This is a genomic window from Epibacterium sp. ABV4_022 (genome assembly GCF_056159345.1).
Genome location: NZ_JBSWVA010000001.1, coordinates 3,503,868 through 3,523,541, shown reverse-complemented (window position 1 = coordinate 3,523,541; position 19,674 = coordinate 3,503,868). Strand labels below are relative to the sequence as shown.

Sequence of the window (19,674 nt, the reverse complement as noted above, 5' to 3'; positions counted from 1 at the left end):
CGGGTCAGGCGCTGCGGCGGACCTGATCCGCGGGCAGCGGGAAGCGATGTTTCACATCCTTGCGCCGCAGGTCCGTGCGGGCCAGGTCACCATATCCCTGCGCGACGATCTTGCGCCCGGGGGCACCGCGGCTGGCAAGGGCGGGCAGCAGCTCCGGAAACAGGCCGAAGAGCTCTCGGCGATCCTGCGGAGACAGGCTGCGCAGGGCTTCGGGGCCGGGCCAGAAGGTTTCGCTGGCGCATCCGTCGGCAAAGATGACCTGGTGATCTTCGGTCAGCAGGTGGATGTAGCAGGTGGGCCGCAAACTGTTGTCGACCTGCACGTGATCCGGATCCATGTCCTGCAACAGGCGGGCACGGGCAAAGGCCTCCGCGCCACCCGCTTGGGCGGCTGCGGGCAGCACGAAGCGATGCTGGGGCGAGACCCGCAGCGGGCGTTGCATGCCGACCAGCCCGCCCGGGCGCAGCAGGACGGGGCGAAGATGCGGCTGGCGCAGCAGGTCCCTGCGCGACAACAGGCGCCGCCCGGTCCAGACAACCGGCTGAAGGCCGTTGTCCGCGGTCTGTATCAGGTCCCCGACGCGGATCTGTTCCACGGGTTTGACCCCATGTGCGGTCTGGATCAGCGCCCCCGGCGTGTAGCAGGGGATGCCGGCGGCAAACAGCTGCGCATGGGTGGTCATCTGGCTCGGGTCCACCCCTTCCAGCACCAGTTGTTCACCGTCGGGGAAGGTCAGCAGCGCATTGCCGAACCCGTCATCAGAGGTGGTCACGTCGATGGTCTGCACCGCGCCATCGGCCCCGGAGCCGCCGGTCAACTCCGACACATCGAGCTGGTCGTTGTAGAAGCCGTCGGTGTCATCGTCGTTGAGGTCGAAATCGGTGATGGTATCGGTGCCGCCAGACGCCGTCAGGGCGATCTCGTCATCGCCAAGCCCGCCGGTAAAGCGGTCATCGCCCTGGCCGCCTTGCAGCGTGTCATTGCCGTCGCCCGCGTCGATGTCGACCCCGACGCTGTCATTGCGGGCGTCGACGACGTCGTCCTGATCCGTCAGCACCAGCTGCTCGATCTCGGAGAACTGGATGGTATCGGTCCCGTCGGTGATAAAGCCGGATTCATCGCCGGTATAGGTCACCGTGACCGGGCCGGTCATGTAGGAGAGATCGACCACGTCGAGGTCATTGCCGGCCTCGCCCCCCACGACGGTGTCATTGCCGAAGTTGTCCTCGATCCGGAAGGTGTCGGCATCCGCCTCACCATACATCTCGTCCGCGCCGGTGCCGCCGACCAGGAGGTCGTCGTCATTGCCGCCGTACATGGTATCGTTGCCGGTGCCGCCCTCCAGCGTGTCATTGCCGTCGGTGGCGACGATGCTGTCGTTGCCGGTGCCGCCGACAAGGCTGTCATCGCCGGACGAGTTGCGCAGGGTGTCGTCGCCATCGCCGCCAAAGAGGGTATCATTGCCGATGCCGGTGGTCAGGCTGTCATTGCCGCCGCCGCCATAGATGAGGTCGTCGCCGTCGCCGCCGGAAATGGTATCCGCATCATCGCCGCCGTCGATGGTGTCATTGCCGCTGCCGCCTTCCATGTAGTCGGCACCGCTGCCGCCATACATCTCGTCATGTCCGTCCTCGCCGAACATGCTGTCATCGCCGTCGCCGCCGTCCATGCTGTCGTCGTCGACACCGGCATACATGGTGTCGTTGCCCTCGTCGCCCTCCAGCGTGTCGTTGCCTTCGGTGGCCACGATGCTGTCGTCGCCGACACCGCCCACGAGGCTGTCATCGCCGGCGGAGTTGTGCAGCGTGTCATTGCCTTCGCCGCCCAGAAGCGTGTCGTTGCCGAGGCCGGTCGACAGGCTGTCATCGCCTTCGCCGCCGTCGATGAGGTCATCCCCATCGCCGCCGGACATGGTGTCGCCGCCCATCCCGCCGATCAGCGTGTCGGCGCCGAGGCCGCCGGTCAGGATGTCGTCCCCCTCGCCGCCATCGATGCTGTCGTCGCCTTCGCCACCGTCCAGCAGGTCGTTGCCGCCTTCGCCAAAGATCACATCGGAGCCGAGACCGCCCAGCAGGGTGTCGTTGCCCGCGTCGATCGGCGTGTAGACCGCATCTTCGATCAGATCGCCCGAGAGCGTGAAGCCGGAGGGCGTGTTGCGGGCCTCCAGCGTGAAATTGATCGAGCTGCGCCCGTCGAATTCGGCCGAGAACCAGGCGTCCTCGTCATCGGGATTGTTGGCTTCGGTGCCGGCGGCGCGCACGGAGCTGCCATTCTGGGTCACGTTCAGCGAGCTGTCGGAGGAGGTGCCAAAGGCGTTGAAATCATCCGCGTCCAGCGTGACCGCTTCGACGTCCCAGGCGTTGTAGTTCTGGTCCAGATCGTTGAAAGTGGCGGTGGAGTTCAGTTCGAGCGCCTCGCCAGTGGTGGGGTCAAAGAACTCCAGCCGGAATTCGGCGGTGTCGCCGGTGCCGTATCCATCCATCGTGATTTCGGCCCCCCGCTCCCCGGAGAGGTCGATGCTCATATAGGGGTCGGAGGAGCTGACCAGCACAAGGCGGCCCCAGACCGAGGTGCCGTCGTCGAGAAAGGCGACATCGCGATAGACCGCGGAATCCCCGGCCACCGCATAGTTGCCGCTATAGGTCTGGCTGACCAGGTTGTCGATGTTCAGCACCAGCGGGGTGGCATCCTGGCCGGTGTTGCCGTCCGTGTCCCCCATCAGCGTATCGTTGCCATCGCCGCCATCGACGCTGTCATGGCCGCGCCCGCCCATCACGGCATCCGCGTCACCAGAGCCGGTCAGATTGTCGTCGGTGTCGCCACCAAGCAGCAGTTTATACAGCCCGTTGCCGTTTCCATTCCCGTTGCCCACGCCATAGGCATTGCCGTTGCCCTGGGCGCCAAGGCCCAGGCCGACAAGGACGTTTTCGATCAGGCCGCCGCCGTCCTCATCCTCCTCGTCTTCCTCTTCCTCCTCCTCGGGAATGAAGTCGGGATCCCAGGGATCCAGATCTTCGGGGGCAAACCCGTGCGGAATCGTGATGTCCGAGGTCTCCGGATCGTTGCTCTGGGGGGCGTCGGAATGGTCTGTCGCGGGCATGAACGTGGCACTTTCAACGGAATGCGCCCCCAACAGGGATGTGATCGAAGAGGGCAGCGGATCAGCTGGCAACCTGCCAAGAGGATCAAAAAAGAAACGTTAAATACCGAGACCAAAATAGGGCAAAGTTTAATGGCCTCCGGATCGGGACCGGAGGCCATTGGTCTGGACCTGCTGACAGTGTCGGGGATCGTGCGGCGGGCTGGGCCGGGAATTTTGCCGGTGGCCTCAGACCTCTTCCAGCAGGCAGGCGACCTGGGCGCTGTCGGTGCCCTTCAGGGCGGGGCGGGTGCTGCGGCAGGCGTCGATGCGTTTGGGGCAGCGGGACTGGAACAGGCAGCCCTGTGGCAGCGCCAGCGGGCTGGGCAGATCGCCATCCAGCACCTGCGGCGTGGTTTTGACACGCGGATCGGGCACCGGCACTGCCGACAGCAGCGCCTGGCTGTAGGGGTGGCGCGGATGGTCCACGACCTCGCCAGCCGGGGCCTTTTCCATCACGCCGCCGAGATAGAGCACCAGCACATCATCCGAGATATGCCGCACCACGCCCAGATCATGCGCCACAAAGATCAGGGTCAGGCCCATCTCGGCTTGCAGATCCTTCAGGAGGTTGATGACCTGCGCCTGGATCGACACATCCAGCGCCGAGACCGGCTCGTCACAGAGCAGGATCTGCGGCGCCGAGACCAGCGCCCGGGCGATGCCGATCCGCTGACACTGGCCGCCGGAGAACTCATGCGGGAAGCGGTTGAAGTTACGCTCCGGGATGCCAACCCGATCCAGAATGTCTCGGGTCGCTTGCTTGCGCTCCTGGGCCGAGAATTCCGGGCGGAAATAGGCCAGCGGTTCGGAGACGATGTCGCGGATGGTCATGCGCGGGTTCAGGGAGGCGATCGGGTCCTGAAAGATCATCTGCATCCGCTTGCGCAGGTCCTGAAGGCTGGCCCGGTTCTGGTAGTCCACCACCGTGCCGTCCAGCCGGACAGTGCCGCCCGAGGGCGCGACAAGCCCGGCGATGGCGCGGATCAGGGTGGATTTGCCACAGCCGGATTCGCCCACGATGCCCAGCGTCTGGCCGCGATGCAGATCGAAGCTGACGCCATTGACCGCATGCAGGCTGTTTGCCGGTGACCAGGGCCATTTCTTGCCCTGGTTGATGGCGAAGGTGACCCGCAGGTCGTCAACAGAAAGGATCGGGGTCTGGGTCATGTCAGCTCCTCCACGGGGCGGATGCAGGCGCGTTTCCGGCTGCGCCCCTCCAGCGGGGGCAGGGTCTGGTGACAGGCGTCCACCGCATCGCCGCAGCGGGGGGCGAAGGGGCAGGCGGTCGGCGGGCGGGTCTGGTTCGGCGGGCTGCCGGGAATGGCCGCCAGCGCGCCGGTGGCCTCGTGAATGTTCGGCACCGCCCTGAGCAGACCACGGGTGTAGGGATGCCCGGGCGCATCGAACAGGTCGAGCGTCGGCGCCGCCTCCATCACCCGGCCCCCATAGAGCACCAGCGTGTCCTCGCAGAACCCCGCCACCACGCCGAGGTCATGGGTGATCAGCATCACCGCAGTGCCCAGATCGCGCTGGATCTCGTCCAGAAGCGCCATGATCTGCGCCTGCACGGTGACATCGAGCGCGGTTGTCGGCTCATCCGCAAGGATCAGCCTGGGTTTGCAGATCAGCGCCATGGCGATGACGATCCGCTGCCGCATGCCGCCCGAAAACTCGTGCGGATAGGCGGTCAGGCGGTTCTTGGCATCGGGGATCTGCACCGCCTCCATCACCTCCAGCACGCGTTTGCGCGCATCGCGGCGGGAGAGGCCCTCGTGCTGTTCCACCACCTCGCCGAGCTGACGCTCGATCCGCATGTAGGGATTGAGCGAGCTCATCGGGTCCTGGAAGATCATGCCGATGTCCTTGGCGCGGATCCTGTTCAGCGCCGCATTGGGCAGGGTCAGCAGGTTCTGACCCTCGTAGAGGATCTCGCCCGTGGCCTCGGCGTTGTTGGCCAGCAGCCCCATGATCGACATGGCGATCTGGGATTTGCCGGAGCCGCTCTCGCCCACGACGGCCAGTTTCTGGCCTTTGGCGATGTCGAAGCTGACGTCATTGACGGCATGGACGTGACCGTCACCGGTGCGGAAGCGGATGTTCAGATTGTTTACGGACAGAAGGCTCATGTCTCAGCGGTCCTTCGGGTCGAGGGCGTCACGGAGACCGTCGCCGATGTAATAGAGAGAGACCTGCGCGATCACGAAGAAGGCCGCCGGGAAGGCGAGCTGCCAGAGCGTGCCAAAGGTCATGGTGCGCGCCCCTTCGGAGATCAGCGCCCCCCAGGAGGTATTGGGCTCCTGGATGCCGACGCCGAGGAAGGAGACGAGGCTTTCCATCATGATGACTTCGGGGATGACGATCGAGGTGTAGATCACGATCACCCAGAGGATATTGGGCATCAGGTGTTTGAAGATGATGGTGAAATCGCTCATCCCGAGCATCCGGGCGGCATCCACGAATTCGCGGTTCTTCAGCATCATCACCTGACCGCGCACGATCAGCAGGCCGGCGGTCCAGTTCACCAGGATGATCACCAGGATCATCTGCGTCAGCGAGCGACCAAAGAAGGCCTGCCAGACCACGAAGAAGATGATGTAGGGGATCGACAGCCAGATGGTGTAGGCACCCATGATGATCTGGTCGGTGCGGCCGCCGAAATAGCCCGCCGTGGCGCCGAGGATGGAGCCGAGGATCACCGAAGCGGTGCCCGCGAGAAAGCCCACCAGCAGCGAGGTCCGGCTGCCCTGCACGACGCGGGCATAGAGGTCGCGGCCCAGCTCGTCGACGCCGAAGAAATGGCCGTTGGCCAGGGCCGGGCCGCCTTCGGTCTTGATCTTGCCGAGGACGTTCCAGTCGATTTCCTCGTAGTTCCATTGCGCGATGGTATGGCCGAAGATGGCAAAGAGCACCAGCAACACCAGCATCACCACGGAGCCGACCGCCATGCGGTTCTTCAGGAACCGGCGCCGGGCATCGGCCCAGAACGAGCGGGAGACGATCATCTCCTCGGCTGCGGCCTCGGCATAGGCGGCAGAGTTCATCTGTTTCTTGGCAGTGGTCACAGCTTGCTCCGCACTTTCGGGTCGATCCAGGCGTAGGCGAGGTCGAGCAACAGGTTCAGGGTGAAGGTCAACACGGAATAGAGGATCGCGAGCCCCAGCAGCATCGAGTAGTCGCGGCTGTAGGCGCCGTCGATGAAGTCCTGCCCGATGCCGCCGGTGGAAAAGAACACGTCGATGAAGACCGATCCGGTGATCATGTAGACAAAGACCGGCCCCATGTAGGTCAGCGTCGGCAGCAGCGCCGGTTTCAGCGCGTGGCGAATGATGATGGTGCGTTCCGGCAGGCCCTTGGCGCGGGCGGTGCGGATGAAGGGGGAGTTCATCACCTCAAGAAACGAGCCCCGGGTCAAACGCGCGACCCCGGCCATGTAGGAGGTGCCCAAAGCCACGGCAGGCATGATGATGTATTCCCATTGGCCGCCGTTCCAGCCACCGCCGGGCAGCAGACCCCACCACAGGGTGAACATCAGGACCATCAGCGGCGCGAGCACGAAGTTGGGAAAGATCTGGGAAAAGATCGCCAGCCCGGTCATCGCGTAATCCCAGAAGGAGTTGTGACGCAGGGCGGCGATGATCCCCAGCGGGATGCCGCAGACCAGCACAAAGACCGCGGACCAGAACCCGTAGGTCAGCGTGACCGGGAAGCCGCCCGCGATCACGTCGTTCACCGTGCGGTCCTTCTGGCTGAAGGAGGGGCCGAAGTCGAAATGGAGGACGATGTTCTTGATATAGGTCCAGAGCTGCACATAGAGCGGCTGGTCCATGCCGTAGCGCTCCAGAACATTGGCCATGACGGCTGGCGGCAGCGGCTTTTCAGAGGTGAAGGGCCCGCCGGGGGCAAGGCGCATCAGGTAGAACGAAAAGACGATCAGCACCAGAAGCGTCGGCACCACTGTGAACAGGCGGCGCAGGGTGTAGTTCAACATATGACTGCCTCATCACGCCCCGGCCGCAAGGAGGCGACCGGGGCGATGGGTTGTTGATGTTTCAGAAGGGGTTACTCGGCGACCTTGTAGAGGTCCTTGGAGTACCAGTTCTGCTCGACGTTGTGGATCGGCCAGCCCTGGATGTTGCTGCTGAGCATGATGTTCGTCGAGTAGTGATAGACCGGCACCACCGGCATCTCGTCGGCGAGGATCTTTTCGACCTCGGCATAGAGCGGCGTGGTGTCCTGTGAGGATTTTGCCTCGGTCATCAGGGCGTCGACCTTCTCGTTGGAGTATTTGCCGTCGTTGTAGCCCGAGGGCGTGGTCAGCAGGTCGAGGAAGGTGGAGGCCTCGTTGTAGTCGCCACACCAGGCACCGCGCGCCATGTCGAAGTTCTGGTTGCCGCGGGTTTCCAGGAACACTTTCCATTCCTGGTTTTCCAGGGTCACGTCGATGCCGAGTTTCTGCTTCCACATCTGCGAGGCGACGATGGCCACCTGCTGGTGCGATTCCGACGTGTTGTAGAGGTAGTTGAAGGCGAGTTTCTCACCGTCCGGACCATAGCCTGCTTCGGCCAGCAGCTCCTTGGCCTTGGCGTCGCGCTCGGCCTGGGTCATGGTGGCATAGGGCACTTCCGGCACCTCGAAGTCGGCGGTCGCGCCGGGGGTGAAGGTGAAGGCCGGGAACTGGCCGCCCTGCAGCACCGCATCGGTGATCACGCTGCGGTCGATCGCATAGGACAGCGCTTGGCGGACGCGGGCATCCTTGAACGCCTCCGGGCCGCTTTCGACGTTGAAGGTGAAGTAGTAGTTGCACAGGCGGGGCAGGGCATAGGCCTCGTCCGGGAACTCCTCCTTCAGGGTCGGATACTGACCTGCGGGGATCTCGGTCTTGTCGACCTCACCGGCGCGGTAGCGGGTCAGACCCTGCGCCTCGTCGCCGATATTGAGGGTCACGACCTTGTCGATCACGGTCTTGTCGTTGTCCCAGTACATCGGGTTGCGCTCGCGCACGGAGCGTTCCTTAAGCACATGTTCCGTCAGGACGTAAGCGCCGTTGGACACCATGTTTTCCGGCCGGGTCCAGGATTTGCCATGTTCGTCGATCGCCCATTTCGGGGCCGGAAAGGTGGTGGCGTGGGTGACCATCTTGTCGAAATACGGCAGCGGCTGGCTCAGCTGCACAACCAGCGTCTGGTCGTCCGGGGCCGACACGCCCAGATCGGTGATCGGTTTTTCGCCGGCGATGATGGCAGATGCGTTCTGGATCGACATCAGTTCCATGTACCAGGCATAGGGCGAGGCCAGCTCCGGATCGACGGCGCGCTGCCAGGCGTAGACAAAATCACCTGCGGTCACCGGTTTGCCGTCCGACCATTTGGCAGTGTCGCGCAGTTTGAACGTGTAGGTCATGTTGTCTTCGCTGACCTCATGGCTCAGCGCGACGCCGGGGACGTTGTTGCCGTCCGCATCCTGATTGTAGAGCCCCTCAAAGAGATCGCGCACCACCTCGGAGCCGACCACGCCCTCGACCACCTGTGGATCAAAGGATGAAAACTCGTCCAGCACCCGATAGGTGAAGGTCTGGTCCGCGGCGAGATTGGCATCCGCCGGCACATCGGCGGCATGGGCGCTGGTGAGCATGGTTCCCGACAACAGGGCGGGTATCAGAATCGAACGGTAGGTCATGGGACTCCCTCTTTGCTTGGTTATTGTATCCAATACCCTGCATCAGGCCCGAAAGACTGGGAAGCGTTAAATAAGCATAAAATGGCGAGACAGGCTTGCAGTGCGCAGGTTCTCGCTGATGGATGCGCCGCTCTGGCATGATGGCCTGCCGTCGCGTCAATCTCCCGCGTTGGCGATTTTGCGGTCGCGTGGGGAGGCGCACAACCATAGGGCGCATATCCCCGGCGCCAATGCAAGGTGACGCGGACATGCGGTCGCAGAAATTGTGTTGGATTGACGGGACTTGCGGCGCGCTAGGGCACGATCGCCCAGCGGATGATCATGGCCACGATGCCCAGCACCAGGACGCTCGCACACCACAGGCCGATGAACCAGAGCCAACGTCGCATCAGTGATAGCCTTCGTTGGGATCCATTTTGCCGCGAAACACCCAATAGGCATAGGCGGTATAGCTCAGGATCAGCGGCAGCAGGACCAGCGCCCCGACCAGCGTGAAGGACAGGCTCTTGTCGGGGGCGGCTGCGGCCCAGATGCTGAGGCTCGGGGGCACCATCATCGGATAGAAGCTGATGCCGAGGCCGATAAAGCAGGTCACGAATATGCCAAGCGCGGCAAAGAATGGCTGCCGGTCGGCGCCGCCGCGCAGGCCGGAGAACAGCAACCACACAAGCGCCGCCATCAGTGCCGGGACGCAGAAACTCCAGAGGCTGCCGGGCAGGTTGAACCAGCGCGAGAAATAGACCGGGTCGAGGAACGGCGTCCACAGGCTCACCACGCCGATCAAGGCCAGCGTGGCCACGGCGAGGGGGCGGGCGAGGCGGCGCATGTGGTCACAAATGCCGCCTTCGGTCTTCATGATCAGCCAGCAGGCGCCCAGCAGCGCATAGCCGACCGCCACCGCCAGACCGCACAGGAGCGAGAACGGGCTGAGCCAGTCGAACCAGCCCCCGGCATAGGCGCGGTCTTCGATCTTGATCCCCTGCACCAGTGCGCCCAGGGCGATGCCCTGACAGAGCGCGGCCACCAGCGAGCCGCCGGAAAAGGCGAGGTCCCAGACCCATTTGAGCTTTTGCGCCCGCCAGCGGTATTCGAAGGAGACACCGCGAAACACCAGCGCCAGCAGCATCACCATGATCGGCATGTAGAGGGCGGGCATGACGACGGCATAGGCCAGCGGAAACACCGCAAACAGCCCGCCGCCGCCCAGCACCAGCCAGGTTTCATTGCCGTCCCAGACCGGCGCGACGGAGTTCATCATCAGATCGCGCTCCTCATGCGACTTGGCAAAGGGGAACAGGATGCCGAGCCCGAGGTCAAACCCGTCGAGGATCACATAGGTGAGAACGGCAAAGGCGATGAGGCCGGCCCAGATGAATGCGAGATCGAATTCCATGATATGCGTCCTCAGTTCGGGGTCTTGGGGGACAGGGCATCGAGTTTGCCGGGGGGCACCAGACCGGCGGCGCGCACCGGCGCATCCCGCAGCCCGAGGCGCAGAGTGCCGGGGCGTTTGTTCATCATCGCCAGGATATAGGCGGTGCCGGCGCCAAAGACGAAGAAGTAGACCACCACAAAGGCGACCAGCGAGGTGGCCACCGCGGGGGCTGCGACCGGGGCAAGGCTGTCGGAGGTGCGCAGCAGCCCATAGACCGTGTAGGGCTGACGCCCGACTTCGGTGGTGACCCAGCCCGCCAGCACGGCGATGAACCCGGTTGGCCCCATCAGCAGGCAGGCGCGGTGCAGCCAGGGCGCCGTATAGAGCCGCCCCCGCAGCCGCGCGACGCCGCTCCAAAGTCCCACGGCCAGCATCGCAAAGCCGAGGCCGACCATCACCCGAAAGCTGAAAAAGACGATCGGGACCGGCGGTTCTTCGGTGTCGGGCAAGGTGTCGAGCCCGTCCAGCGGCGCGTTCAGGTCATGTTTCAGGATCAGCGACGACAGCTTGGGGATTTCGAGGGCATAGTCGACGCGCTTTTCTGCCGGGTTCGGAATGCCGAACAGGATCAGGGGCGCGCCCTCGGGGTGGCTGTCATAATGGCCTTCCATCGCCATCACCTTGACCGGTTGATGCTCCAGCGTGTTGAGGCCATGGGCATCGCCGGCGAAGATCTGGATCGGCGTCACGATCAGCGCCATCCACATCGCCATGGAGAACATCCGCCGCGCCTCGCGGTCGTCGCGATCCCGCAACAGGTGCAGCGCGCCGACCGCGCCGACCACAAAGGCCGTGGTCAGGAAGGCCGCCAGCACCATATGCACCAGCCGGTAGGGGAAGGAGGGGTTGAACACGATCTGCCACCAGTCCTCCGGGATGAACTGGCCGTTGGCGGCGATGGAATAACCCGCAGGGGTCTGCATCCAGCTGTTCACCGACAGGATCCAGGTCGCCGACATCAGCGTCCCGAAGGCGACCATCCCGGTTGCAAACATATGCAGCCTGTCGCCCACTCGATCACGGCCAAACAGCATGATCCCGAGAAAGCCCGCCTCCAGGAAGAAGGCCGAAAGCACCTCATAGGCCATCAACGGCCCGATGACGGGGCCGGCCTTGTCGGAAAACACCGACCAGTTGGTGCCGAACTGATAGGACATCACGATGCCGGAGACCACGCCCATGCCAAAGGCCACGGCAAAGATCTTTTTCCAGTAGTTGAACAGGGTCAGATAGGTGGTGTCCCGGGTCCTGAGCCAGAGCGCATTCAGCACCGCAAGGAAACTGGCCAGACCGATCGAGAAGGCCGGAAAGATGATGTGGAACGATACCGTAAAGGCAAATTGGACACGGGCGAGCGTTTCTGCGGATATACCATCCAGCATGGGAGCCTCCTCGGCTAGGGCTTGGGCCAACAGCTATCCCATGCCTCCTGAAAAGCAATATCCCGGATGTGGCTTTGCGCGCCCATGTCGCGCGTCATGCTGTCACCTGCGGCAGGGCGTCACTGGTCCGCGCCGTCCTGGCAGCGTCGTCCTGGGGCGGGGCGGATGCAGGAATAATTTGTCAGAGAAGTTGAAAAATGTTAGCGCCCCCATCAGCGGCGCGCTAAGGTAGCGACCGTGCCCGGGTGGCTGGCCGTTTGGCAGCACCGTGAACCAGGAATGACAGGACGACGCCATGATCCTTTGCTGCGGTGAAGCGCTGATCGACATGATCCCCAACAAAACTCTGGATGGCCAGGAGGCTTTTGTGCCCCATTCGGGCGGGGCGGTGTTCAATACCGCCGTTGCGCTGGGGCGGCTGGGGCGGTCAACGGCGCTCCTCAGCGGGGTGTCGACCGATCTGTTTGGGGCGCAGCTTGATGCGGCTCTGGGGCAGAGCGGGGTGGGAACGCAGTATCTGATCCGCTCTGACCTGCCGACAACGCTGGCGTTTGTGAAGCTGGAAAACGGCCATGCAAAATACGCCTTCTATGACGAAAACACGGCTGGGCGCATGATCGCAGCTGCGGCGCTGCCGGTGGTGCAGTCGGATGTGGGAGCCCTGTTCTTTGGCGGCATCAGCCTGGCCTGCGAACCCTGTGCGGATACCTACGCAACGCTCCTGGAGCGGGACGGAAGCAGCCGTGCGGTGGTGATGGATCCCAATATCCGGCCGGGGTTTGCGCCGGATGAACAGCGCTACCGGGCGCGGCTGATGGCGATGCTGGCGCAAGCGGATATGGTCAAGGTCTCGGACGAGGACCTGGCCTGGATCCTGCCGGAGCAGGATGGCCTCCTGTCGCAGGCCCGCGCCTTGCAAGCGCTTGGACCGGCGGTGGTGCTGGTCACCAAAGGCGCCGAGGGAGCCATCGGCGTGCTGCCGGGCGGCGAGACCGTCGAGGTCGCCGCCGAGCCGGCAGAGGTGGTGGATACGGTCGGGGCCGGGGATACGTTCAACGCCGGCGTCATGGCGCGGCTGGACGAACAGGGGCTGATGACCAAGGAGGCGCTGCGCCAGCTTGCGCCCGACGCGCTGAAGCTGGCTCTGGCGCATGGGGCGCGGGTGGCGGCCATCACGGTGGCGCGGGCCGGGGCCAACCCGCCCTGGGCCACCGAGCTTTAGACCACTAGCCCTGACCCGTCATGTTGCGGACCAGTCCGGCGCAAGATTGCATGATGTGGTCGCGGGTCAGTTCGGCCGCCTGATCGGCCTCGCCGGCGGCGCAGGCCTGCCAGATCGCCAGATGTTCCGCGTTGGATCTGGCGACATTGCCGGACCGGACCAGCGCGGCGCGCAGATAGCGATCCACCCGGTCCATCGCCTTGGCAATCGCGTCCTCGTGGTAGGGCAGGCCCGAGGCGCGATAGAGCCGTTCATGAAAGCTGCGGTTCAGATCCCCCCAGGCCAGCGGGTCCTGGGTGGTATTCAATCCCTGAAAGAAGGACTTCGCCTCTTCGAGCGTGCTTGCATCCATGTTTGGCACGGCGCGGCGGATCACCTCGGGTTCGATCAGGGCGCGGTATTCGAAGATCTCGCGCAGCTCGTCCAGATGCAGGCCGGCAACCACCGCGCCCTTGAACCGCTGCGAGGTCACCAGACCCTTTTCCTCCAGCCGTGAAATCGCCTCACGCACAGGGATGCGGCTGGTGTTGAACAAACGCGCGATTTCATCCTGCCGCAGGGGGGTGCCCTCTTCCAGCTCGCCTTCGATGATGGCCTTGCGCAGCGCGTCGAACACGATCGACGCGGCAGAGGCGGTTTTCGAAATATCGATGGGCTGAAGCTTCATGTCGCAGGTCTCCTCGACCGGTTCATAGCGAGGAAGACCGTCCGGAGCAAAACGTTTGGCGCGTGCGGTTGAGAAATCCTGAGCGCTGTTGCGGGTCAGTCCGAGGAGGTGACAAAGCCGCCATTGAGCGCCGAAACCGTGGTTTGCGCGGCGCTGCGATGGGCCATGCGTTCCAGGTTCACGATGGTCGACAGCATGATGCGGTCGTGGCTCCAGTCCCCGGGGCGCTGGATCAGGAAGGCGGTGGCGATCACGGCGCAGGCGATGGCGGCGGCGACGCCGGTCCAGACCAGATGCTGGGGCCCATCGGGGCGCTGTTCGGTGACCGCGATGATGCGGCGGGCAAGGATCGGGGCGCTATGGATCTCGCGCCGTTGCAGCAGCGCCACCGAGGGGCTGCGGGGGCTCAGGTAGATCGGGGTCTTGCGCGCCCGTTCGGTGGAGCGGATCAGGCATTCGCAATAGCTGCGCAGATCAAAGCGGGACCGGGCGCTGAGGGCCTGGTCGCAGGCGAATTCGCGCACCGCACGCATGTCGCGGCGCCAGAGGTAAAAGGCCGGGTTCCAGAACAGCAGCGGCCGCAGGCATTCCATCAAAAAGGCGGTCTCGACATCGCGTTGGCGGAAATGCTGCAGCTCATGCGCCAAGGTCAGGCGCAGATCCAGCGGGTCGTTCAGCAGGGCGGTGGGCAGCACCACATAGAGCCGGCGCAGGCCCCGGGTGGAATAGGCCACCGCGGTGTGGTCGCTGAGCAAGAGCTCGACCCGGCCGATGCGTTTCCAGTGGTAGGCGGAGGCCAGGGCGCGGCGCAGGCGCATCACGGCCCGGACCAGCAGCGCGCCGGAGATCATGGTGCCGCTGACCAGTGCAACCACCGCGATCTGGCTCCAGATCGCGCTGCCGGCGCTGAGCGTGCGGATCAGATCCTCGCGCAGGCCGATCAGGGTTTCAAAGCGGGAGGCGGACATGCTCACGTTGCCTTGCAGGTATTGCGAGACCAGAACATCGGAGAGGGTGGGCGGATGCCCCAGCCCGCTGGCGTTCAGCACCAGCACGAGGCCGGGCATGACGGCCAGCAGCACGGTCATGCCGTTCAGCAATCGCAATTGCGGGCCATAGACAGTCGCCAGGGAGGTGCGCCGCAATCCGGCCCGCGCGACGAGCCACAGCAGCGCGCCGGCGCATACCAGCAGATTGAGGTCGATATAAGCGTTCAGAAGCGCATCAGCTTTCATTGTCCCCCAGCCTTTCGTTCAGCAAGGCACGCATTTCAACGAGCATGTCATCGGTGATGTCCTCGTCATCGACGAGCCGGGCCACGAGGGCAGCGGGTGCGCCGTTGAAGAGTTTGCTCGACAGGTTCTTGAGCGATGTTTTTTGATAATCCGCCTTTGGGATCGCCGGGCGATAGACCAGTGATCGGTCGACCCGTTCACTGGTCAGGAAGCCCTTCTGTTCCATGATCTTGAGAACAGTGGCGACGGATGTATAGGCGCGCTCTTGGACCTTGTTCAGCTCGGCAAGGATGTCGCGCACGGAACCCTGACCCAGATCCCAAACCACGGTCATGAACTCAAGTTCGACCTCGGTCAGCAGAGAGTGGTCTTGTTTCTTGCGCATAATGTCCAAGCTTTGCTTTTGCGGTGCCGCAACCGGGGAGAAGCCGCGGAGATCGCGTTATGATCGGGATCAGGTTAGGGGATTTCGACGCCTGCGAAAACTATTTTTTTAGAAGATGCGTGGCGGAGCGGCGCCGGGGTGTAAAATTGTGCGCTTCCGCACGCCGATTCTACGTCTCAGGAGAGGGGATGGCCGGACCGCGCAGGGCGCGTGAGAGGCGAAGCAGTGAGGGTTTGCTGAGATGGTCCTGAGGGGCAGGTGTGCCCTCAGGACCGTTCTTGAGTGTGTTTGGAATGGCGCGTCAAGGGCGAGCCGCCCGTTGGGCGGGGCCTGCGGCCCCCTTGACCCGCGGGTCCTCTAGACCTTCCAGAAGCAGAAGATGCCCCAGGCGATCGCCAGACCAAGCGGAATCCAGAGTGGCGTTCCGATCAGGCCCAGCCAGGCCAGGAAGATGTAGGAGGTGCCCAGCAGCGTGATGAACAATCGGTCCCCTCGTGTGGTGGTGAGGCCGAGGACACCCTTGCGGGCATCGCCGCCGGGGGTGCGGATTTCCAGCAGGATCAGCACGCCGATGGCGGAAAAGATCCCGATGAACACAAGGGCGGTGGGCCAGGTCCAGGCCATCCAGCTCAGCATATCAAACTCTCCCCATCGCGAAGCCCTTCGCGATGTAGTTGCGGACGAAATAGATCACGATCGCGCCCGGAATGATGGTCAACGTGCCCGCTGCCGCCAGCAGGCCCAATTCGTAGCCCGCAGATGAGGCCGTCTTGGTCATGGTGGCGGCGATGGGTTTTGCCGCAACTGCCGTCAGGGTCTTGGCCAGCAGGAGTTCCACCCAGGAGAACATGAAGCAGAAGAAGGCCGCGACGCCGACGCCGGCCTTGATGGCGGGCAGGAAGATCGACACGAAGAATCGCGGGAAGGAATAGCCGTCCACATAGGCCGTCTCGTCCAGTTCCTTGGGCACGCCGCCCATGAAGCCTTCGAGGATCCAGACCGCCAGCGGAATATTGAACAAGCAATGCGCCAGCGCCACCGCGAGATGGGTGTCAAAGAGACCCACGGCGGAATAGAGCTGGAAGAAGGGCAGGGCAAAGACCGCCGCCGGCGCCATCCGGTTGGTGAGCAGCCAGAAGAACAGCTGCTTGTCGCCCAGAAAGCGGTAGCGCGAGAAGGCATAGGCTGCCGGAAGCGCCACGCAGACCGAGATCACCGTGTTGATCGACACGTAGAGGATCGAGTTGATGTAGCCCCAGTACCAGCTGGGATCGGTGAAGATCACCTTGTAGTTCTCCAGCGTGAAGGTCTGCGGAAACAGCGAGAAGCCGGAGAGGATTTCATTGGTTGTCTTGAAGCTCATCGCCACCAGCCAGTAGATCGGCAGCATGAGGAACAGGATATAGACGATGGGGACGATGGAACGTTTCTGCATATCAGGTCCCTCCCTTAGTTCTGATCGTCTTTGGTCATCAGCGTGTAGAACAGCCAGCTGACCAGAAGCGTGATTGCAAAGTAGATGAGCGACATCGCGGCGGCGGGGCCGAGGTCGAACTGACCAAGGGCGATTTTCACGAGATCAATCGACAAGAGCGTGGTGGAGTTGCCGGGGCCACCGCCGGTGAGCACAAAGGGCTCGGTGTAGATGTTGAAGCTGTCCATAAACCGCAACAGGATCGCGATGGTGAGGACGGTCTTCATCTTCGGTAGCTGGATGTAGCGGAACACCGACCAATTGGACGCGCCGTCGATCTTGGCCGCCTGATAGTAGGCATCGGGGATCGATACGAGACCGGCATAGGACAGGAGCACCACAAGCGAGGTCCAGTGCCAGACGTCCATGGTGACGATGGTCACCCAGGCGGCGATCGGGTCCTGCGTCATGTCGTAGTTGATGCCCAGCGTGTGATTCAGGAAGTACCCCAGAAGGCCGATGTCGGGCAGGGTGAAGATGTTCCACATCGCGCCGACCACGTTCCATGGGATCAGCATCGGCAGTGCCATCAGCACAAGGCAGACCGGCACCCAGAAGCCTTTGCGTGGCATCGACAGGGCGATGGCGATGCCCAAGGGCACCTCGATGATGAGGATCAGGAAGGTGAACAGGAACTGCCGTCCCAAGGCCGCGTGAAAGCGGTCCGAGCGCAGGATCTGTTCGAACCAGTCCAGGCCCTGCCAGAAGAAGACGTTGTCGCCAAAGGTCTCCTGCACGGAGTAGTTGACGACGGTCATCATCGGGATCAGGGCGTTGAAGGCCACCAGCAGCAGGACCGGCAGCACAAAGAACCATGCTTTTTGGTTTTCGGTTTTCATTTGCTGTTACTCCGGGTCAGTGGCGAGCCAGCCGTCGACATAAAGCCGGGTCTGGTCTTGGCGGAAGGCGAGGTGGGTGCTGTCGCCCTTTTGCGGTGCAGCGCCTTCCTCGATCACGGCGTTCACCTTGTGGCCGAGGCAGTCGCATTCGACGACCGTGTGGCGGCCCACATCGGAAACCTTGGTGACCGTGGCGGGCAGGCCGCTGTCGGACAGCGAGACAAACTCCGGGCGGATGCCGATTTCGGTCTGGCCGGTGGGCGTGCCGCGTACGGGACCTTCCAAGGTGACGGGCTGGCCCTCGATCCTGGCGTTGCCATCGTAGGAGCAGGGGATGATGTTCATGCCCGGCGAGCCGATGAAATGGCCGACAAACGTATGCGCGGGACGTTCGAACAGCTCGACCGGGGTGCCGATCTGCACCACTTCGCCCAGCTGCATCACCACCACCTGATCGGCAAAGGTCAGCGCCTCGGTCTGGTCGTGGGTGACGTAGATCATCGTCGCCTTGACGCGCTGGTGCAGCTCCTTGAGCTTGGAGCGCAGCTTCCACTTCAGATGCGGGTCGATCACGGTGAGCGGTTCGTCGAACATCACCACATTGACGTCCTCGCGCACGAGACCGCGCCCCATCGAGATCTTCTGCTTGTTGTCTGGGCTGAGACCGGCGGCCTTCTGGCCCAGCATTTCGGTGACCTCCAGCATCTCGGCGATCGCCATGACGCGCTGTTCGACGGTGGCCTCGTCCCGACCGCGATTGCGCAGCGGGAAGGCGAGGTTGTCGTAGACGGTCATGGTGTCGTAGATCACCGGAAACTGGAACACCTGCGCGATATTGCGCTGGTCCGGGGGCAGTTTGGTGACGTCCTTGCCATCAAACAGGATCTGGCCCTCGGAGGGCACCAGCAGGCCGGAAATGATGTTCAAGAGGGTGGATTTGCCACAACCGGAGGGGCCGAGTAGCGCATAGGCACCGCCGTCGTTCCAGTCGAGGTCGATCTCCTTCAGCGCGTAGTCGCTGTCGGATTTGGGGTTGGACAGGTAGCTGTGCCGCAGTTTGGACAGGGTAATCTTGGCCATCTAATCGCCTCACGCCACGCGGGAGCCGTCGGGGGCAAAGACATAAGCCGCCCGGGGATCCATATAGAAATCATGCAGTTCGCCGACCTCGTAGGGGTGCACGCCATGGCTGAGCGACACCCAGGAGGTCTCCTGCCCGCAGGCGGCAAGGTCGAAATGCGCGGAGCTTTCGGAGCCCGAAAGCTCGGTCACCTGCACCCGGCCGTTGAGCTTGACCAGACCGGCGGCCTCGGCCACCGGCACCACGTGGTGGGGGCGAATGGCGATGGTGTAGGTGCCGTCCTGCAATCCGGCCGCCGCACCGTCGAGTGTCCAGCTGACATCTGCGCCCAGACGGGCCTCAGATCCCTGCTTGGTGATGGTGGCGGTGTTGATCGGCGGATCGGAGAAGACCCGCGCGGCCTCGACGTTTTCGGGGTTGCGATAGATCTCGGCGGTGGGGCCGAATTGCGTCACGCGCCCGTCCCGCATCAGGGCGGTCTTGCCACCCAGAAGCAGCGCCTCTTCGGGTTCGGAGGTGGCATAGACCACCACGGCACCACGACCTGCAAAGAGTTCGGGCAGCTGGTCGCGCAGCTCCTCGCGAAGTTTGTAGTCGAGGTTCGCCAGCGGCTCATCCAGGAACACGGCGCGGCTTTCCTTGGCGATGGCGCGCGCCAGCGCGGTGCGCTGCTGCTGGCCACCAGAAAGCTCATGCGGGCGGCGGTGCAGCATCGGGGTCAGTTGCAGGATCTTTGCGGCTTCCTGCACGCGGTCGTCCAGTTCCGACTTGGCCATGCCGGCAACCTTCAGCGGCGAGGCGATGTTGTCGTAGACCGTCATATGCGGATAGTTGATGAAGAACTGATGCACGAGGCTGATGTTGCGCTTTTGCGTGCTGAGGCTGGTCACATCCTGCCCGTCCATCAGGACAGAACCGGAGGCAATCGGGTCAAGCCCGGCCATCATCTTGATAAGAGAGGTCTTTCCCGACCCGGTGGCGCCCAGAAGGACGTTGAAGTGACCGGGTTCGAGCGTCAGGGACGTCTCCTTGATATGGAGATCACCGCCCACGCGCTTGGTCACGGATCTGAGTTCGAGTGCCATGGTGGTTTGGAACTTTCCGGCCCTGCGCTCACGTCGAGGGCGTGCGCGGGG

At 63.4% G+C, this 19,674-nt stretch carries 18 protein-coding genes; 1 reads left to right on the top strand and 17 read right to left on the bottom strand.

Annotated elements, in window-relative coordinates; genetic code table 11:
• Positions 1-4: 4 nt before the first annotated feature.
• From ACXAF5_RS16485 to ACXAF5_RS16445, 9 genes are all read right to left on the bottom strand, one after another.
• Positions 5-3,100 carry a Hint domain-containing protein gene (locus tag ACXAF5_RS16485; protein ID WP_474947428.1) on the bottom strand — a complete coding sequence of 1,032 codons (3,096 nt, stop codon included), beginning with the start codon at positions 3,098-3,100 and terminating at the stop codon, positions 5-7.
• Positions 3,101-3,328: 228 nt separating this feature from the next.
• Positions 3,329-4,309, bottom strand: a complete 981-nt coding sequence (locus tag ACXAF5_RS16480) for an ABC transporter ATP-binding protein (RefSeq protein WP_239323250.1) — start codon at positions 4,307-4,309, stop codon at positions 3,329-3,331.
• Positions 4,306-5,268 carry an ABC transporter ATP-binding protein gene (locus tag ACXAF5_RS16475; protein ID WP_474947427.1) on the bottom strand — a complete coding sequence of 321 codons (963 nt, stop codon included), beginning with the start codon at positions 5,266-5,268 and terminating at the stop codon, positions 4,306-4,308. Before ACXAF5_RS16475 ends, ACXAF5_RS16480 begins: the two co-directional genes overlap by 4 nt.
• A 3-nt stretch (positions 5,269-5,271) precedes the next feature.
• Positions 5,272-6,204, bottom strand: coding sequence for an ABC transporter permease (locus ACXAF5_RS16470; protein WP_239323248.1), 933 nt, complete (start codon positions 6,202-6,204; stop codon positions 5,272-5,274).
• Positions 6,201-7,130: an ABC transporter permease subunit gene (locus ACXAF5_RS16465; protein WP_239366204.1), complete on the bottom strand. Its 930-nt coding sequence runs from the start codon at positions 7,128-7,130 to the stop codon at positions 6,201-6,203. The genes ACXAF5_RS16470 and ACXAF5_RS16465 overlap by 4 nt, the downstream gene beginning before the upstream one ends.
• A gap of 71 nt (positions 7,131-7,201) precedes the next feature.
• Positions 7,202-8,818, bottom strand: a complete 1,617-nt coding sequence (locus ACXAF5_RS16460; protein ID WP_474947426.1) for a peptide ABC transporter substrate-binding protein — start codon at positions 8,816-8,818, stop codon at positions 7,202-7,204.
• A gap of 293 nt (positions 8,819-9,111) precedes the next feature.
• Positions 9,112-9,207 carry a DUF2474 domain-containing protein gene (locus ACXAF5_RS16455; RefSeq protein ID WP_239323245.1) on the bottom strand — a complete coding sequence of 32 codons (96 nt, stop codon included), beginning with the start codon at positions 9,205-9,207 and terminating at the stop codon, positions 9,112-9,114.
• Positions 9,207-10,211 carry a cytochrome d ubiquinol oxidase subunit II gene (gene cydB, locus ACXAF5_RS16450; protein ID WP_474947425.1) on the bottom strand — a complete coding sequence of 335 codons (1,005 nt, stop codon included), beginning with the start codon at positions 10,209-10,211 and terminating at the stop codon, positions 9,207-9,209. Before cydB ends, ACXAF5_RS16455 begins: the two co-directional genes overlap by 1 nt.
• Before the next feature lie 11 nt (positions 10,212-10,222).
• The gene (locus ACXAF5_RS16445; protein ID WP_474947424.1) at positions 10,223-11,635 is read right to left on the bottom strand and encodes a cytochrome ubiquinol oxidase subunit I; all 1,413 of its coding nucleotides are present in this window, start codon (positions 11,633-11,635) and stop codon (positions 10,223-10,225) included.
• 295 nt (positions 11,636-11,930) lie between these two features.
• Here ACXAF5_RS16445 and ACXAF5_RS16440 point away from each other — a divergent pair, with 295 nt between their 5' ends.
• A complete protein-coding gene (locus ACXAF5_RS16440; RefSeq protein ID WP_474947423.1) occupies positions 11,931-12,857 on the top strand; it encodes a carbohydrate kinase family protein in 927 nt (308 codons plus the stop codon).
• A 4-nt stretch (positions 12,858-12,861) separates the two neighbouring features.
• Here the strand turns inward: ACXAF5_RS16440 and ACXAF5_RS16435 are convergent, their stop codons facing one another.
• The 8 genes from ACXAF5_RS16435 to ACXAF5_RS16400 all read right to left on the bottom strand — a co-directional run bounded on the left by ACXAF5_RS16435 (position 12,862) and on the right by ACXAF5_RS16400 (position 19,623).
• Complete coding sequence (locus tag ACXAF5_RS16435; protein ID WP_474947422.1) at positions 12,862-13,524, bottom strand: GntR family transcriptional regulator; 663 nt, start codon at positions 13,522-13,524, stop codon at positions 12,862-12,864.
• A gap of 95 nt (positions 13,525-13,619) precedes the next feature.
• Complete coding sequence (locus tag ACXAF5_RS16430) at positions 13,620-14,759, bottom strand: M56 family metallopeptidase (RefSeq protein WP_474947421.1); 1,140 nt, start codon at positions 14,757-14,759, stop codon at positions 13,620-13,622.
• Positions 14,749-15,144 carry a BlaI/MecI/CopY family transcriptional regulator gene (locus tag ACXAF5_RS16425; protein WP_239323239.1) on the bottom strand — a complete coding sequence of 132 codons (396 nt, stop codon included), beginning with the start codon at positions 15,142-15,144 and terminating at the stop codon, positions 14,749-14,751. The genes ACXAF5_RS16430 and ACXAF5_RS16425 overlap by 11 nt, the downstream gene beginning before the upstream one ends.
• Before the next feature lie 357 nt (positions 15,145-15,501).
• A complete protein-coding gene (locus tag ACXAF5_RS16420; RefSeq protein WP_239323238.1) occupies positions 15,502-15,780 on the bottom strand; it encodes a DUF2160 domain-containing protein in 279 nt (92 codons plus the stop codon).
• 1 nt (position 15,781) lies between these two features.
• Positions 15,782-16,579, bottom strand: coding sequence for a carbohydrate ABC transporter permease (locus ACXAF5_RS16415; protein ID WP_239323237.1), 798 nt, complete (start codon positions 16,577-16,579; stop codon positions 15,782-15,784).
• Positions 16,580-16,593: 14 nt separating this feature from the next.
• Positions 16,594-17,457: a carbohydrate ABC transporter permease gene (locus ACXAF5_RS16410; RefSeq protein ID WP_239323236.1), complete on the bottom strand. Its 864-nt coding sequence runs from the start codon at positions 17,455-17,457 to the stop codon at positions 16,594-16,596.
• Positions 17,458-17,463: 6 nt separating this feature from the next.
• A complete protein-coding gene (locus ACXAF5_RS16405) occupies positions 17,464-18,537 on the bottom strand; it encodes an ABC transporter ATP-binding protein (protein WP_474947420.1) in 1,074 nt (357 codons plus the stop codon).
• A 9-nt stretch (positions 18,538-18,546) separates the two neighbouring features.
• Complete coding sequence (locus ACXAF5_RS16400; RefSeq protein WP_474947419.1) at positions 18,547-19,623, bottom strand: ABC transporter ATP-binding protein; 1,077 nt, start codon at positions 19,621-19,623, stop codon at positions 18,547-18,549.
• Between the last annotated feature and the right edge of the window lie 51 nt (positions 19,624-19,674).